The sequence below is a fragment of the Streptomyces sp. GL_141 genome (genome assembly GCF_057834385.1).
The window spans coordinates 28,693-44,050 of record NZ_JBYQMI010000003.1; the positions used below are offsets into that span (position 1 = coordinate 28,693).

Below are 15,358 nucleotides of genomic sequence, written 5' to 3' on the forward strand. Positions count from 1 at the left end.
TGCTGCGGTCCTGCGGGCGGGCGGTGCCGCGGTCAGGCGCCCATCGCGTGGTGTCCCCCGTCGACGTGGACGATCTCGCCCGTGGTCGCCGGGAACCAGTCGGAGAGCAGCGCGGCGCAGGCCCGTGCCGTGGACTCCGTCTCGGTGATGTTCCAGCCCAGCGGTGCCTTCGCCGCCCACTCGTCCTGGGTGCGGGCCAGCCCCGGGATGGCCTTCCCGGCGGTGGTCCGCAGAGGACCGGCCGCCACCAGGTTCGACCTGATGCCGAGCGGGCCCGCCTCCCGCGCGAGATAGCGGTTGGCGGATTCCAGGGAGGCCTTGGCCACGCCCATCCAGTCGTAGCCCGACCAGGCCTTCGTGGCGTCGAAGGTCAGCCCGACCACCGAGCCGCCGCGGCCCATGAGCGGGAACAGCGCCTTGGCGAGGGAGACGTAGGAGTAGGCGGAGGTGTGGACGGCGGTGGCCACGTCCTCCCAGGGTGCGGTGAGGAATCCGCCGAGGCAGCTCGGCGGGGCGAAGGCGATGGAGTGCAGTACTCCGTCGACGCCGCCGAGGTGTTCGCCCACCAGTTCCGGGAGGCGGGCGAGGTGCCCGGGGTCGGTCACGTCCAGTTCCACGACCGGCGGCTTCTCGGGCAGCCGCCGGGAGACCAGTTCGACCAGGGACATCCGGCCGTAACCGGTGAGGACGATCCGGGCGCCCTGTTCCTGGGCGATCCGGGCGGCGGCGAACGCGATGGACCGTTCGGTGATCACACCGGTGACGACGATCCGTTTGCCGGCGAGCAGGCCGCCGGTGGCGGGAGGCGCGGCAACGGCGGGCGCGGTGACGGGAGGTGTCGTGGTCATGGGATCAGTGCCCCATTCCCAGGCCGCCGTCCACGGGCACGACCGCGCCCGTGACGTAACCGGCCCGCTCCCCCGCGAGCCAGGCCACGGTGTCGGCCACGTCCTCGGGCCGTCCCGCCCGGCCCGCCGGGATCTCCGCCAGGTGCGTGCTCTTGCGGGTTCCGGACAGGGCTGCGGTCATGTCGGTCTCGATCAGGCCGGGCGCCACCACGTTCACGGTGATGCCGGACGTGGCGACCTCGCGGGCGAGCGAGCGCGCCATGCCGACCATGCCGGCCTTGCTGGCGGCGTAGTTGACCTGTCCCTGGTTCCCGCGCAGTCCGGCGACGGAGGACACGAAGACGATCCGCCCCCACCGGCCGCGCAGCATTTTGGGCAGGGCCCGCCGGGCACAGCGCCAGCCGCCGGTGAGATTGGTGTCGATGACCCGGGAGAATTGCTCTTCCTGCATCCGGAGCATGGGCCGGTCCTCGGTTATACCGGCGTTGGATACGAGAATCTCCACCGGGCCGAGTTCGGCCTCGACCGCTGCGAATGCGGCGTCGATCTGTTCCGGGTCGGACACATCGCAGCGAACGGCGAGGAATTTGCCGTCCGGTGGTTCGCTGCGGTAGGTGACGGCAACCCGGTCACCACGTCCGAGGAATTCCTCGGCAATGGCCAACCCGATTCCCCTGTTTCCTCCCGTGACCAGCACCGTGCGTGGCAACGAAACTCTCCGTTCCTCTCGATTTCCTCGCGGCAGCCGGCTCGGCGATCAGCCCTGGATGGTGGTGCTCTGGAATTCCTTCATGTAGTAGGTGCTGCCGACGCGGACCGCCGTCCAGGAGACGATGATGCGCTGGCCGATCGGCACCTGCTCCGGCTCGGTGTAGGTGTCCCCGGGCTTGAGCAGCCCGCCGAGCCCGTCGATCACGGCCGTTGAGCTGGACAGGCAGCGCACGGTGAGCGGCTTGCCGATCATCCGGGTGCCCGCGAGGGGGCCGGCGAAGGCGCCCTGGTAGAAGGACTGGATCGCGGTCCTGCTGGTGAGGTAGGCACCATTGCTCGGAATCATGTGCCCGTCCGTCGTGAACTGGGCGGCGACTCCGGCCGCGTCCCCGTTGTTCCAGGCGGTGAAAAGCCGGTGCGGAACGTCGGTGATGGCGGTCTGCGTCGGCGAACACGCCAGACCGCCAAAGGAATCCGTCGTGGGTTCTTCCACGGCATTCGCCGCGGTGGCCACCCCGGCGAGGAGCACCATGGAAACGGCAGGAATCATGATGCGACGGGCAAGACTCACGGAATCTCCCAATGACTGGCGATCGGACTCACTTGGCCAGTCTAGGGACGCTCGGGATGTCTGAAAAGTTTTCACTCGGGGCCATCAGAAATTCGAATGACGCAGAATGCGGACCATTCGGAATTCAGCTGTCCGTTTCCCGTTCGGCCTTCTCCACGCGGACGGGCACCCCGTTGAAGACGGCCGTGCCGGAGAGTGGGTCGACGACCGAGCTGTCGGTGAGCGCGTTCATGCTCACACCCGGCTGGGTGGCCGCGTGGGCGAGCCGGCTGCCCTTGCGCCCGTGCCCCCAGCCGTACGGGAGGCTCAGCACACCTTCGCGCAGCCGGTCGGTGGGCTCCACCGGCACCACCACCTCACCGCCGCGGCCCCGGACCCGGACCAGGTCTCCGGCGGTGACGCCCAGCCGCTCGGCGTCCCCCGTGCTGATCTCCAGGGCGCAGCGGTTGGTCCCGCCGGACAGGGTCGCGATGTTGTGCGACCAGCTGTTGACGGACTTCAGCTGGCGGCGGGAGATGAGCACGAACCCGCCGTCGTCCAGTTCCCGCATCCGCGCCTCCAGCCGGGGCAGGTCCCCGGTGACGGCGGGCGGGCACAGTTCCACCAGGCCGGAGGCGGTCATCACGACCTCCTCGCGGCGGGGCCGCAGCGGCCCGAGGTCGATGCCGTTCGGGGTCGCCTTGAGCAGGGCCAGGTTCAGGCCGTCGGGACGCTTGCCGAACAGGTCGCCGGCGGGTCCCAGGCGGAGCATCAGGTCGAGCCGCCGCTCCAGTGCGCCGTCCCCGGTCAGTTCCCGCTTGAGCGTGGCCGGTTCGCGCCCGTGCAGGGGCGCCCCGGGGCGGCCGGAGGCGGCCCGCAGGGTCAGGTCGGTCAGCGCCTCGTCCACGCTGTCCGGGTCCCCGGCCGCGTTCTTGCCCGAGGCGATGAGGACCAGCCGGGCGAGGATCTCCGCCTCGCTGGGGCGCCCGGGCGCCAGGGGCCGTACGGGCGGGGAGAAGCGGGCGTTGCGGCGGACGGAGCGGCCCGCCAGGACCACGTCGTAGTGGGGTGATTCCAGGGCGCTCGGCGGCGGCAGGATGACGGACGCGTGGCGGGTGGTCTCGTTCAGGTAGGGGTCGACGCAGACCATGAAGTCCAGGCCGGGCAGGGCCCGGTCCATCCGCTCGCCCTGCGGCGAGGCGAGGACCAGGTTCCCGGCGATGCACAGCAGGGCCCGTACCTGCCCCTCGCCGGGGATTTCGATCTCGTCCGCGAGGGTCGCGGTGGGAAGCTCGCCGTTGGCTTCCGGCAGTCCGCGGACCCTGCTGTGCCAGCGTCCGGTGCGGAACGGCTCGGCGGGGCGGCGGGTGGCGTGCGGGGCCTCGCCGAAGAGCACTCCGCCGGGTCGGTCGAAGTTGCCGGTGATGATGTTGACCACGTCCACCAGCCAGCTGGTGAGGGTGCCGAACTCCGTGGTGCAGGTGCCCAGCCGCCCGTACACGGCGGCCGTCGGCGCCGCGGCCAGGTCGCGCGCGAGCGTACGGATGGTCCCGGCGGGGATCCCGCAGGCGTCCGCGACGTCTTCCGCTGCGAAGCCCTTCACCTGGACGGCCAGCTCGGCGAAGCCGGCGAAGCCGGAGCCGGGGTCCGTGGCCAGGCCCTCGTCGAACAGCGTGTGGGCGATGCCGAGCAGCAGCAGGGCGTCGGTGCCCGGGCGGATCGGGACGTGTGCGTCGGCGAGGTCCGCGGTGCGGGTGCGGCGCGGGTCGACGACGACGAGGCGCCCGCCCCGCGCCCGCAGCGCCTTGAGGCGGCCCGGCAGGTCGGCGACGGTCCACAGGCTGCCGTTGGACTCCATGGGGTTGGCGCCCAGGACCAGCAGGTGGTCGGTGCGGTCGATGTCCGGCAGCGGGAAGGCGAGCGGGTCCCCGTACATCCAGCCGCAGGCCACGCTCTTGGGCATGGTGTCGAGGGTGGTGGAGGAGTAGACGTTCCGCGTGCCGAGCCGTTCGCGCAGGACCAGCATGTAGAGCGGCAGGGCCAGCGTGTGGATGACCGGGTTCCCCATGTAGAGGGCGACGGCGTCCTTGCCGTGCCGCTCCGTCACCCCGCGCAGTCCGCGCTCGACGGCGGCGAAGGCCTCGGCCCAGCCCACCTCGTCGAACCCGCCGTCGGGCTGGCGCACCAGCGGGGCGGTCAGCCGGTCGGGGTCGCTGTCGAACCGGCCCAGGGAGGCGCCCTTCGGGCAGAGGTACCCCTTGCTGAAGACGTCGTCCCGGTTCCCCTTGACGCGGGTGACGACCTCGTCCGACAGGGTGATGCTCAGCCCGCACGTCGCCTCGCACAACGGGCACACCCGTGTCGCAGTTCGCTCCAACACCGGCCGCCCCCACACCACTTGATCAACTGCGCGCAGTGTAGCCAGGGGGGTCCGGGCTGTCCCGCGTTCTATCGCCCGTCGGAGCCGACGGCCCGGCGCCGGGAGGGGAGCGGCGCGTCAGGGGCCGGCGAGGAACTCCCGGACGGCGGCCGCGAAGCCCTCCGGGTCTCTGCTCCGGCGCCGCCGAATTCGCGCGACACGACGGGACGGCTCTGGAACGCTGCGGCCATGACCTTCGCGCTCGATGGACCGGTCCTGGACGGCACGCTCGTACGGCTGGAGCCGCTGGAGCACCGCCACGCGGCGGACCTGGCCGCGGCCGCCGAAGAGGACCGCGGCCCCTACGGGTTCACGTGGGTGCCCACCGCGGACGAGGCCGGGGCGTACGTCGACGCCCAGCTCGCCCGCCGCGACACGGGCAGACTGGCCCCGTACGCGCAGGTGGACCGGGCATCGGGGCGGGCGGTCGGGGCCACCGCCTACTGGGACCCCCGGCCGTGGCCGACGACCGGGGAGGGCCTGTGCGCCATCGAGGTCGGCTTCACCTGGCTCGCGGCTTCGGCACTGGGCTCGGGACTGAACACCGAGGCCAAGTACCTGCTGTTCCGGCACGCGTTCGAGAACTGGGGCGTGGCCCGGCTCGACCTGAAGACGGACGCCCGCAATGTCCGCTCGCGCGCCGCGATCGAGGCCGTCGGCGCACGCTTCGAGGGCGTGCTCCGCAACTGGTCCCGCTCGTGGGCCCCGGGCGAGGAGGGCCTGCTCCGCGACTCCGCGATCTACTCGGTCACCGCGGCGGAATGGCCCGCCTGCCGCGAGCGCCTCGAAGAGCGGATCGCCCGCGCTCTCGAGCGCCGACGCCCCGGAGCGGACTCCCGCGCCACGGCCTGACCCCGTCCCGGCGTCAGGCCGGAGCCACCGGCGGCCGGTTGCCGGACAGCCAGCCCTCGGCGTAGGCGACGGCGCCGGCCAGGTCGAACAGCCGGACCTCCGCACCGCCCACCGTGCCCCGCACCACCGGACGGTCCTTCTCGAAGTCGGCGCCCAGAGCCTCGAAGTCGTCCGAGGAGACCGACGTGTCGCGGACCGTCGTCCAGCGGCGGCCCCGTGCGGTCATGAGGGCGAAGGAGTTCTCGACCCGCGGCCCGGGAACCCGGTACTCGGCCAGGTGGAAGGCCGTGCAGGAGTCGAAGCCCGCGCCCAGCAGCAGGATCCGCGCCCCCGGCCTCCTCCAGCCGGGCGAGCGGGCTGCGCTCGCCGAGCCGGCATTCCGGCGCATGGCCGTCGGTGATCGTGGCAGCGCGCGGGCCCAGCGCGGCGAAGGAGGTCTGCGGATGGCCGCTGCGGAGGGCCCCCGGCCAGCTGCGGACGGCCTCCGGGACGGCGCCCATGCCGCGGGTGGGCGTGGTGCGTGCGTCGAAGGGCGGCATCGAGGCGCGGATGTCCGCCCACCACGCCTGGGGCACCGGCGGGCTCTCCCAGTGCGCCGGGTCGGAGTTGTCGCCGGAGTGCGTCGGCACCACCAGGGTCCCCGCGTCGCCGAGGGCGTCGAGCAGTGCCCTGACCACCGTGGCGGCGCCGCCGCAGACCCAGCCGAGCGAACCGAGGGAGGAGTGCACGAGGAGGGTTTCACCGGGGCGCAGACCGAGCCCGCGCAGCTCGGCGGCGAGCGAATCGCGCGTACAGAGGGGCCCGGCCTGAGAATTCATGGACACAAGGGCTCAGGGTCGAGGCCCCGCCGTCCCCGCACCACCCCTTTCCGCCGAGGGTGCTTCCCGTCGGTGCATCCGGAGCAGCGTCCGCGCGGCGAACGCGCCCGTCCGCGTCCTCGGCACGCTCGTGTGATCTCTTTCTTGTCCGTCGACGGTCGGGCCCGGCCGGCCCGGCGCTCGGTGTTCGGTGTTCGGTGTTCGGTGTTCGGTGTTCGGTGTTCGGATGGGGTCACCCCACGCAGAAGGCGGGCAGGTTCTTTGGGATCCGGATGGTTCACCGTCTCGGCCGTCTCCGCCGTCTCCGCCGCCTGCGTGTGGGCGGCCGTGCCGGGCGTCGTTCCCGTGCCCGCGCCCTCCGGCGGGCTCCGCTCCGCGGAGGCGTACTGGACCGCCGAACGCATGGCCGCGGCCGTGCCCGTCGACGCCGCCCGGAGCCGTGCCGTGGCCGGTGCCCGCGCGCCCTCCGGCATTCCGGCGGGCGTCCACTTCGACGGCATGCCGATGGTGGGAACCTTCTTCTACCGGGAGGCCGGGATCGGCACGGCGGACACCTCCTGCACCGGCAGTGTCGTGCGCAGCGCGGGCAAGAGCATGGTGCTCACGGCGGGGCACTGCGCCATCGGCATGCGGCAGCCGGCGAACCGGGCCGTCTTCGTACCGCGCTACCGCCACGGAAAGACCGCCGCCGCCCAGCCGTTCGGCATCTTCCCGGTCCGGGCCGGGGGCGTCTACACGGACCCCCGCTACCGGGTGCACGGCAGGGCCGCCGTGTCCGACCTGGACCTCGCCTTCGTCCTGGTCGAGCCGAACGCGAAGGGACGCGTCGAGAACGTCACCGGGGCGCTGGCCTTCACGCCGGTCGGCACGTACGAGCACCGGGTGACCGTCGTCGGCTATCCGTCCTCCTCCCGCGTGAACAAGGGCCACGAGGCCGTCCGGTGCGACGTTCCCACCACGCGGCTACGGGGCTTCCGACAGCTGCGGATGGTGTGCAAGGGCTTCTACGGCGGGGTGTCCGGCGGCCCCTGGATCAAGGACTACGACGCCGCGCGCCGCACCGGAAAGGTCATCGGCAACACCGGCGGCTACCACGGCGGCGGCAACGACTCCTGGGTGACGTACGCGCCCGTGTACGGCAAGGAGGCCCGGGAGCTGTACGAGGACGCCGACGCGGGCCGCGCCCCCGGCTCCCTCTCCCGCCCGCCCTACCCGACTTCCGCGGACGGCCCCCCGCTGCCCGGCTCCGGGGAGCTGTGGACCCATGCCAAGGCCATGGCCTCCGGCGACTTCACCGGCAGCGGCCGCAGCAGCCTGCTCGTGGTGTGGACGGACGGGGAGGTGACCCTCTTCCCGGGTGACGGCCGGGGCGGCTTCCTCCCGGAGCGCCGGCTCATGGCACCGAACGCGGGCTGGAAGGACGTCGCCACCATCACGGCGGGCGATTTCACCGGGTCGGACCAGTTCGACCTGCTGGTCCGCCGGAAGGACGGCCGGACCACCCTGCACGGGGACGTCGGCTCCCAGGGCCTCGGCCGCGTCACCGAGATGGCCCCCGCCGGATCCGTCTGGAAGCACGCCGCCCAGATCACCGCCGGGCGCTTCAACGCCTCCACCTACGTCACCGACCTCGTGGTCCGCTGGTCCGACGGCGAACTCACCCTCCACACCGCCGTGGGCGCCGGCACCTTCGGCCGCGAGCACCGCCTCAAGGCCCCCGGCCCGGCCTGGAAGGGCGCCGCCCTGCTCGCCGCCGGGCAGTTCTCCGGCAACCGGAAGTGGGACCTGATGGTCCGCTGGTCCAACGGCGCGCTCGCCGTCCACCCGGCCGTCACCACCCGCGGGCTCGGCAGCGAACGCCGCCTCCACGGCCCGGACGGCACCTGGACCCACAGCGTCCTCCTGACCACCGGCCGCTACACCGGCGACGCCCTCACCGACGACCTCGTCGTCCGCTGGAGCGACGGCGAGACCACCCTGTACGAGAACACCCGCACCTCCGGCCTCACCGCGGAGCGCATGCTCGTCCCGCCGAGGGGCTGACCCGTAGGAGAGGGGCCGGACGAGGGCGTGCACCCGCAGGCCGCTTGTGGGGGATGAGCGGCCTGCGGGTGGTCGGGGGCGGCGGGTCAGGCGACGCGGATCCAGCCGGTGAAGGCGGGGGACGAGAGGGCCGTGTCCAGGGTTTCCAGGACCGCCGGGGCGCGGGTGTCGTCCGGGGTGGTCAGGGACAGGGTCGCGGAGCGGGGGGTCATCGAGAGGGGGACCACCGTCCACGACGCGGGGAGGCAGGACACGAGGCGTACGGCCGTGGTCTCGGGGGCCGCCGAGGACGGGGCCTCCGCGGTCATGCTGATGCTGACCGTCAGGTGGGTGGGCATGCGGGGCTCCGTACGTCGTCGGGTCGGGCGTCAGCGGGCGGCCGGGACGGGCGCCGCCGCCGGGGCGGGCAGGTAGGGCAGGACGGCCGTCCGGGGGGCGGTCAGTGCCGCCAGGACGCCGGCGGAGCCGGTGGCCAGGTCCGTGGACAGGCGCAGCAGGTGGTCGCCGAGGAAGCCGGTGGCGTACGGGTCGTTCTCGTGGGCCACCGCGAACGGTTCCAGGCCCGAGCGGAGTTCGGCCCGTGCCCGCGCCGTGGCCGCCGATCCGTCGTCCGTGCAGGTCAGGGCGGCGAGCGCGCCGGCGCGGCCGGTGAACAGGCCGCAGGCCGGGTGGAACTGGGACGTCAGGTCGGTCAGCAGCGCGTCGTGGACGGCCGTCAGGTACGGGTCCCGGTGCGCGGCGAGGTAGTGGTGGACGGCGATGGCCTGCCCGGCTCCGCCGTGGGCGAGCTGGACCCGGTGCCAGGGGCTGGGCAGCGGCTGCCGGGACAGTTCGAGGTCGTGTACGAGGGCCACGCGGGCGGCGTCGTCACGGCCGGCGGCGAGCAGGAAGAGGGCCTCGCCGCTGGCTCCGCGGAGCAGGCCGGGGCGTTCCTCCAGGGTGGGGCTGTTGACGAGGGCGGCGGCGAGTTCGCGGGCGGCCGTGTCCTCGCCGAGGTGCAGCAGGGCCAGGCCGAGGCCCGCGATGCCGCCGGAGAGGCTGCGGTCGGGGCTGCCGTCGCGCAGGGTGGCAGTGGGCAGCAGGCCGTGGGCCCGGTCGAGGATGGCGGCGGCTTCGTCGGTGCGCCCGAAGTCGTGCAGGACGCAGGCGATGCCGGCCAGTCCGTCGTAGAGGCCGGGCCGCGGGCCGGTGACGGCGCGGGCGGCGTCCGCCAGCCAGTCGAGGTGGGCCTCGGGGACGGTGATCCCGGCGCCGCGCAGGGCCCACAGGACTCCGGCGGCGCCGTTGGCGATGTTGAGGCCGCCGTCGCCGTGCAGGAACTGGTCGGCGTCGCCGGGGAAGAGGCGGTCCGTGCGCTCGGGGGTGGCGCAGGTCAGGATGCCGGTGGCGATGCGCTCGGGGGTGGCCAGCGGCCCGCCGGCGGGTGCCGGGGCGTGTCCGAGGTCGGCGCGGACCTGGTCGGCGTACCCCTCGGGCACCGGGAAGAAGGCGGCGATCTGCGCGAGGAGGTCCTCGGAGCGGTGCCGGGTGAAGGACATGACCGGGGTCAGCGGCAGGAACAGGCTGAGGCGCAGGCAGCCCAGGGCGTAGCGGTCGACGGCGGTGCCGGTGGTGCCGGCGGGGGCGCAGAAGCCGGGGGCTCCGATGGCCTGGCCGGTGTGGCCCTCGATGGGGAGGGTGGTCTCCAGGTCGATGAAGGCGACGGTGCCGTCGGGGCGGATCAGGACGTTGTTGGGGTGCAGGTCGCCGAAGACCAGCCCGCGTTCGTGCATGGCGGTGACGGCGGCCTCGATGCGGTCGAGGACCTCCAAGGCCCAGGCGGTGTACTCGGCCACGGGCATCGCGGTGTCGCGGGCGGTGACCGGGTGGAGCATCGGGTTGCGCTCGGCGGTCTCCTTGGTCAGGGCGTTGCCGTCGACGAACTCCCGTGTCAGGAACCAGTGTTCGGCGCCGCGGCGCCAGTCCAGGACCCGCGGGAACCAGGGCAGTCCGTCGAGGGCGGCCAGCGCGTCGTGCTCGCGGCGCAGCCGCTCCACGGCGTCGGCTCCGGCGTCGTCGAGGCCGGCGTGCGGGCGGCCCTCCTTGACCAGGACCTCGTGTCCGTCGCGGGTGTCGGTGGCGCGGTAGACGCCGCCGCCGTTGGAGAAGTGCAGGGCCTGGGTGATCTTGAAGGGGAAGTCCCCGAGGGAGCCGCCGCGGCTCCGTTCGGCCAGCGCCCGCACCACGCACGGCGGCAGCTCCAGCCAGGCCGGCGGGCGGAAGGAGGGGCCGCGCACATCGGGGACGAGGTTGCCTTCGGGGTCCTCGATGCAGGGCACGGGGGCGCCGTTCGGGCCGGGGCCCAGCTTCAGCTTGAAGCCTCCGTAGCGCAGGTACAGGGGGCCCGCGCCCCAGCGCAGGTCGCTGAGGACGGCCGGTCCCGGGCGGCCTTCGAGGAGGGCGTCGAGCTCGGTCAGTACGGTCTCCAGCTCCGCCTCGTCACGGGGGTAGAGGGTGATGAACTTGCCGCTGCTGCCCCGGTCCCCGTACTTGCTGTTGCGCAGCATCAGCATCGAGGGGCTGGTGAGGAACTTGAAGAGCAGCGAGCGGGAGGTGCAGTACGCGCTCACGATGTCGAGGACCTCGGGGGCCGTCCGCTCGGTCGCCGACACGTGGATCTTCCAGCCCTGGCCGGGGAGTTCGAGTCCCGGCGGGGTCAGGACGGTCCATTCCCCCATCGGCTCACGGGTCCACCCGGCGGGGGCGTCGGCGGGGGCCGCCGGGAAGGCGTCGGCGCCGGTGATCGCGGCCGGACGGTCGTAGAAGGGAGTGCCGGGCGGGCAGTGGGCAACGTGTCGCAGGGACATGGCGGGCCTCCGTGGGCGGCGTACGGGAGAAGTCAGGGGAGCAGCGGGCCGAGGTAGGAGACGGCGAACCACTTCCAGAGCGGGTGGTCGCCCGCCTGGACCTCGGCGACGCCGGTGCGGTCCGTGCCGTTCGGCGCGGGGGTGGCGGTGACGCGGTGCAGCGGGTACGCCTTCATCTCCAGCCAGGGGCGGTCGCTGGCGACGGGGAGCATGGCGGTGACCGGGGCGAGGACGTCGTGGCCGGTGGGTTCGCCGAGGGTGGCGGTGCCCGTCTGCGGCCGGGAGAAGAGCCCGGAGCGGCGCAGGGTGACCGGGGTGCCCTCGGTGAGGTCGAAGCCGCCGCCGCCCCGGGGGACGAGGAGGCTGAGGCTGCCGTCCGGTTCGGTGGTGTAGCCGGCCGAGACGGTGGCGGGGATCTGTACGAGGGTGGCGGCCAGGGCCAGTGCGGCGGTGGCGAGCACTCCCGCGGCGGCGATCCGGGCGGGGCGGGCGCCGGCCGAGGCGGCTTCGCGGACCAGGGTGGTGGCGCCCTTGCCGAGGCGCCACAGCAGGTAGCCCAGCGCGCAGACCATCATGCAGGAGCCGGCGATGCCGAGGCGCTGCAGGATCCCGGACCAGAGGGTCAGGGCGGTGGAGACCAGGTACAGGGGGAAGAGCAGGCAGGCGATGCCGTACGGGACGGACCAGCCGCGGCCGGGCAGTTCGCGCTGGTAGCCACGGCCGCCGAAGACGATCCGGGCGATGGCGCGGCGGGCGTCGGTCATGGCCTTCTCCCGCAGGTGGGAGATGTCCAGGTGGCTCATGAGGGCGAGGTAGCCGTCGAGCTTGACCAGCGGGAGCAGGTTCACCAGGCAGGTCATGTAGTTGACGAGGCCGACCAGCAGCAGGGTCTCGCGGGCCGGTCCGGCGGGTACGGCGAGGGCCGTGAGGGCGGCGGTGCCGGCGGCGACGGCCTGGATGGCGATGCCGGCGAGGGCGACCTGGACGCGCTGGCGGGAGCTGGGCAGCCGCCAGCCGTCGGAGACGTCGCAGAAGAACGCCGGCGACATGTAGAAGAGCATGAAGCCCATCCGGCTGGGTGTGCCGCCGTGATGGGTCAGGACCGCTCCGTGGGCCATCTCGTGGACGGCGGTGGTGGCGACCACGCCGAGCATCACGCAGGCGTACGCCCACAGGGGCATCGGGCGGGAGAGCGCCTCGCCGAGGGTGGCGCCGCAGGCGGCGAGGGCCAGGACGCCCAGCAGGACGACGGCGGCGGCCGCGCCGAGGACGAGGCGGTGACCGAGCGGGCGGACCAGCGGGGCGAGGCGGCGCAGCATCCGCTCGGGCTTGACCAGGGTGAACTGGATGGTCAGCGGGCCCGCGAAGCGGACCCTGGCCGGCTTCTTGACGGGCCGGCCGTCTTCCAGGAGGTCGGAGTCGGCGAGGCTGCGGACCGCGCGGCCGATGTGGCCGGGGGTCCAGGGGGAGCCGAGTTCGGCGGCGAGCTGGTCGTGGTCGCGGCTTCCGTCGAGGAGGCGGACCAGGCGGGCGAGGTCCTCGCCAGTACGGAAGTGCTTGTGCTCCCCGCGCTGGATCACCCAGGGGGCGTCTTCGGTGAGCGGTTCGCGCACGGCCACGTCGTCGGCGGTGCGGGGCCGCTCCAGATCGGGTGCGAAGGCGGTTTTGGCGGACATGGTGGAAGCACCTCTGCTCAAGGGGGCGGTGAGGACGTGTCCGGTGGGTCGGGGCCGGCCGGACCGGTTCTGCCTGGTGCGCTGGACACGCCCTTACGCGATGTCGCGGGTGCGGACGAGGTGGCGGCCGGCGACGAAGGCCGCGGCGAGCCAGGCAGCGATGACCGCGTACGCCCAGGGCAGCGAGAGCAGGTCGGGCTTCACGTCCCGGTAGACGGAGCTCATCGCGATGGTCAGGAGGTACTTGGAGACTTCGGGGACCAGCCGCTGCAGCCCGGGGTCCACCAGGAGCGTGAGGCCGATCAGGGTGGCCACGGCGCCGGTCTGGTTCCGGACGATCCAGCCGATGAGGGCGCCCCAGGGGGCGGCCAGGGTGCAGCAGGCGAAGACGCCGACCAGGATGAGGGCGGTCTCGCCGTCGGCGGCGGCCTCCAGGCCGAAGGGCAGCGGGCCGAGGTAGACGCTGACGGCGCCGAGGGCGGCGGCGATCAGGCCGAAGGCGGCTCCGGCGGCGGTGGCGACGGCGAGCTTCGCGCCGAAGAGGCGGGAGCGGGAGCCGGCGAGGAGCGCGGAGCGGACCATGGTGCCGGAGGCGTAGTCCCGGGTGACGTGGACGGCGCCGAAGACGGCCGCCAGCAGGAACATCATCATCCAGGAACGGGCCACGTCCTGGCCGACTGCCAGGGACGTGGACCCCTCCGCGATGGCCTTCTCGCCTCCGGAGACGTATCCGAAGGTGGTGATCAGGCACAGCCAGGCTCCCGCGAGCGGCAGGGCCCACCAGGCGCGGCCGGTCAGGGCCTTGCGGGTTTCGCCGGCGATGAGGTTACGCACGGGAGTAGTTCCTTTCCGGGGTGCGGGTGCCCGCGGTGTCAGCGGTGTCAGCGGCGGGAACGGCGGTGGCGGCCGGGTCGACCAGCTCGAAGAAGCGGTCCTCCAGGCGGACGGCGCCGTCGCCGGTGAGGTCGTCGAGGGTGCCCGCGTAGCGCAGGGAGTGCTGCATGATCACGACGTCGTCGACGGTCTGCTCCAGCTCGGCGAGCTGGTGGCTGGAGACGATGACGGTGCGGCCGCCCAGGGCCAGGGTGCGCAGGGTGGCGCGCAGCCAGCGGATGCCGTCCGGGTCGAGGCCGTTGGCCGGCTCGTCGAGGATGAGGATCTCCGGGTCGGCGAGCAGTGCGGTGGCCAGGGCGAGCCGCTGGCGCATACCGGTGGAGCAGCCCTTGACCGGGCGGTCGGCGGCGTAGTCGAGGCCGGTGTACTCCATGACCTGGTCGGCGCGGCCGGCGGGCAGGCCCAGCACGGTGCACCAGATGCGCAGTTCGCCGCGGACGGTGGCGCCGGTGACGCCGCCCATGCCGTCCATGCTGACTCCGATGCGGTGGGCCGCGTCGGGGAGTTCGGCGTACGGCTTGCCGAGGATGGTGGCGGTGCCGGCGGTCGGGGTGGCGAGGCCGAGCAGCATCCGCAGTGTGGTGGTCTTGCCGGCGCCGTTGCGGCCCAGGAGGCCGGTGACACGGCCGGCGCGGATGTCCACGGTCAGCGAGTCGACGGCGCGCACGCCCTTGTAGATCTTGGTGAGACCGTTCAGCGAGACGGCCGGGTCGCTGCTGCTCATCGCTGCCGCGTCCTTTCCGGAGTGTGTGGGTGGTTCGGTGGTGCCGAGGGCCGGGCCCCGGCCGGGGGTTTCCCGGCCGGGCCCGGTCCGCATCGATCCGTTTCAGGCGCCGCTCACTTGTGTGCGGGGTCGCCGGGGCGGGATCAGGTGGCGATGGTCACCGTGGAGATGGCGATGCCGATGGACACGCCCTCCCAGAAACCGGGGGCCTCGAGGACCTCGAGCTCCTGCAGGCCCAGCTCCAGGCCGTCCTGCGCGACGACCGCGGTGTTGTCGAACTTCTGCTCGCTCATTGCGTTCTCCTTCGTGTGTCGAGTGGTGGTGCGGTGGTGTGTTGGTGCCTGCGTGCCGGGGTGGATCAGGTGGCGATGGTCACCGTGGAGATGGCGATGCCGATGGACACGCCCTCCCAGAAACCGGGGGCCTCGAGGACCTCGAGCTCCTGCAGGCCCAGCTCCAGGCCGTCCTGCGCGACGACCGCGGTGTTGTCGAACTTCTGCTCGCTCATTGCGTTCTCCTTCTGGGTGATCGGTGACTGACGGAAGGTGCTGAGGGTGGATCAGGTGGCGACGATGGAGACGATGGAGATGCCGACGACGACACCGCCGGTGGTCCACCAGCCCGGGGCCTCCATGACCTCGAGCTCCTGGAGGCCGAGCTCCAGGTTCTTGACGTCGGCCGCGGGGGCTTCGAACTTCTCGTTCATGACGGACTCCTTCTGTGAGGGGGTGTACGAGGGGTGGAGCGGGTGGAGCGGATGGAGCGGGTGGCGCTGATCCGGGTCGGATCAGGTCATGACCACCGAGACGAGGGAGATGCCGACGACGACGCCACCGGTCGTCCACCAGCCCGGGGCCTCCATGACCTCGAGCTCCTGCAGGCCGAGCTCCAGGTGGTTCACATCGGCGGCAGCGTCGAACGTGTTGTTGTCCATGACGGTTTCCTTTCGTGGAAGGCGAGGTGGTGCGGTCCCCGCG

The 15,358-nt window shown here is 72.9% G+C and carries 15 protein-coding genes and 1 pseudogene; 2 read left to right on the forward strand and 14 right to left on the reverse strand.

Features of this window, described 5'->3' with window-relative positions; all coding sequences use genetic code 11:
• Positions 1–32: 32 nt before the first annotated feature.
• The 4 genes from fabI to AC3IX6_RS39940 form a co-directional block, all read right to left on the reverse strand.
• The gene (gene fabI / locus AC3IX6_RS39925; RefSeq protein WP_489371866.1) at positions 33–848 is read right to left on the reverse strand and encodes an enoyl-ACP reductase FabI; all 816 of its coding nucleotides are present in this window, start codon (positions 846–848) and stop codon (positions 33–35) included.
• A 4-nt stretch (positions 849–852) separates the two neighbouring features.
• A complete protein-coding gene (locus AC3IX6_RS39930) occupies positions 853–1,557 on the reverse strand; it encodes a 3-oxoacyl-ACP reductase family protein (RefSeq protein ID WP_407841951.1) in 705 nt (234 codons plus the stop codon).
• 48 nt (positions 1,558–1,605) lie between these two features.
• Positions 1,606–2,130 carry an SgcJ/EcaC family oxidoreductase gene (locus tag AC3IX6_RS39935; RefSeq protein WP_489371867.1) on the reverse strand — a complete coding sequence of 175 codons (525 nt, stop codon included), beginning with the start codon at positions 2,128–2,130 and terminating at the stop codon, positions 1,606–1,608.
• A gap of 124 nt (positions 2,131–2,254) precedes the next feature.
• Positions 2,255–4,465 carry a molybdopterin-dependent oxidoreductase gene (locus AC3IX6_RS39940; protein WP_489371955.1) on the reverse strand — a complete coding sequence of 737 codons (2,211 nt, stop codon included), beginning with the start codon at positions 4,463–4,465 and terminating at the stop codon, positions 2,255–2,257.
• A 252-nt stretch (positions 4,466–4,717) separates the two neighbouring features.
• Between AC3IX6_RS39940 and AC3IX6_RS39945 the strand changes: the two genes are divergently transcribed.
• Positions 4,718–5,380, forward strand: a complete 663-nt coding sequence (locus AC3IX6_RS39945) for a GNAT family N-acetyltransferase (protein WP_489371868.1) — start codon at positions 4,718–4,720, stop codon at positions 5,378–5,380.
• A gap of 13 nt (positions 5,381–5,393) precedes the next feature.
• Here the strand turns inward: AC3IX6_RS39945 and AC3IX6_RS39950 are convergent.
• Positions 5,394–6,198 (reverse strand): annotated as a pseudogene (locus AC3IX6_RS39950) (AAC(3) family N-acetyltransferase).
• A 261-nt stretch (positions 6,199–6,459) separates the two neighbouring features.
• Here AC3IX6_RS39950 and AC3IX6_RS39955 point away from each other — a divergent pair.
• Positions 6,460–8,241, forward strand: coding sequence for a trypsin-like serine peptidase (locus AC3IX6_RS39955; RefSeq protein ID WP_489371869.1), 1,782 nt, complete (start codon positions 6,460–6,462; stop codon positions 8,239–8,241).
• A gap of 86 nt (positions 8,242–8,327) precedes the next feature.
• Here AC3IX6_RS39955 and AC3IX6_RS39960 read toward each other — a convergent pair whose 3' ends face one another.
• The 9 genes from AC3IX6_RS39960 to AC3IX6_RS40000 all read right to left on the reverse strand — a co-directional run bounded on the left by AC3IX6_RS39960 (position 8,328) and on the right by AC3IX6_RS40000 (position 15,315).
• Positions 8,328–8,579, reverse strand: coding sequence for a hypothetical protein (locus AC3IX6_RS39960; protein ID WP_489371870.1), 252 nt, complete (start codon positions 8,577–8,579; stop codon positions 8,328–8,330).
• Between the two features lie 30 nt (positions 8,580–8,609).
• Complete coding sequence (gene lanKC / locus AC3IX6_RS39965; RefSeq protein ID WP_489371871.1) at positions 8,610–11,087, reverse strand: class III lanthionine synthetase LanKC; 2,478 nt, start codon at positions 11,085–11,087, stop codon at positions 8,610–8,612.
• 32 nt (positions 11,088–11,119) lie between these two features.
• Complete coding sequence (gene mpaP / locus AC3IX6_RS39970) at positions 11,120–12,763, reverse strand: daptide biosynthesis intramembrane metalloprotease (protein ID WP_489371872.1); 1,644 nt, start codon at positions 12,761–12,763, stop codon at positions 11,120–11,122.
• A gap of 93 nt (positions 12,764–12,856) precedes the next feature.
• Positions 12,857–13,597 (reverse strand): ABC transporter permease, encoded by a 741-nt coding sequence (locus tag AC3IX6_RS39975; protein WP_489371873.1) that lies wholly within the window; start codon positions 13,595–13,597, stop codon positions 12,857–12,859.
• Complete coding sequence (locus tag AC3IX6_RS39980; protein ID WP_489371874.1) at positions 13,590–14,381, reverse strand: ABC transporter ATP-binding protein; 792 nt, start codon at positions 14,379–14,381, stop codon at positions 13,590–13,592. The genes AC3IX6_RS39975 and AC3IX6_RS39980 overlap by 8 nt, the downstream gene beginning before the upstream one ends.
• A gap of 143 nt (positions 14,382–14,524) precedes the next feature.
• Positions 14,525–14,674 (reverse strand): daptide-type RiPP, encoded by a 150-nt coding sequence (locus AC3IX6_RS39985; RefSeq protein WP_327257905.1) that lies wholly within the window; start codon positions 14,672–14,674, stop codon positions 14,525–14,527.
• A gap of 65 nt (positions 14,675–14,739) precedes the next feature.
• A complete protein-coding gene (locus AC3IX6_RS39990) occupies positions 14,740–14,889 on the reverse strand; it encodes a daptide-type RiPP (RefSeq protein ID WP_327257905.1) in 150 nt (49 codons plus the stop codon).
• Between the two features lie 51 nt (positions 14,890–14,940).
• On the reverse strand, positions 14,941–15,087 hold the full coding sequence (locus AC3IX6_RS39995; RefSeq protein ID WP_389690519.1) for a daptide-type RiPP: 147 nt from the start codon (positions 15,085–15,087) through the stop codon (positions 14,941–14,943).
• Between the two features lie 81 nt (positions 15,088–15,168).
• The gene (locus AC3IX6_RS40000; RefSeq protein WP_489371875.1) at positions 15,169–15,315 is read right to left on the reverse strand and encodes a daptide-type RiPP; all 147 of its coding nucleotides are present in this window, start codon (positions 15,313–15,315) and stop codon (positions 15,169–15,171) included.
• Positions 15,316–15,358 lie beyond the last annotated feature (43 nt).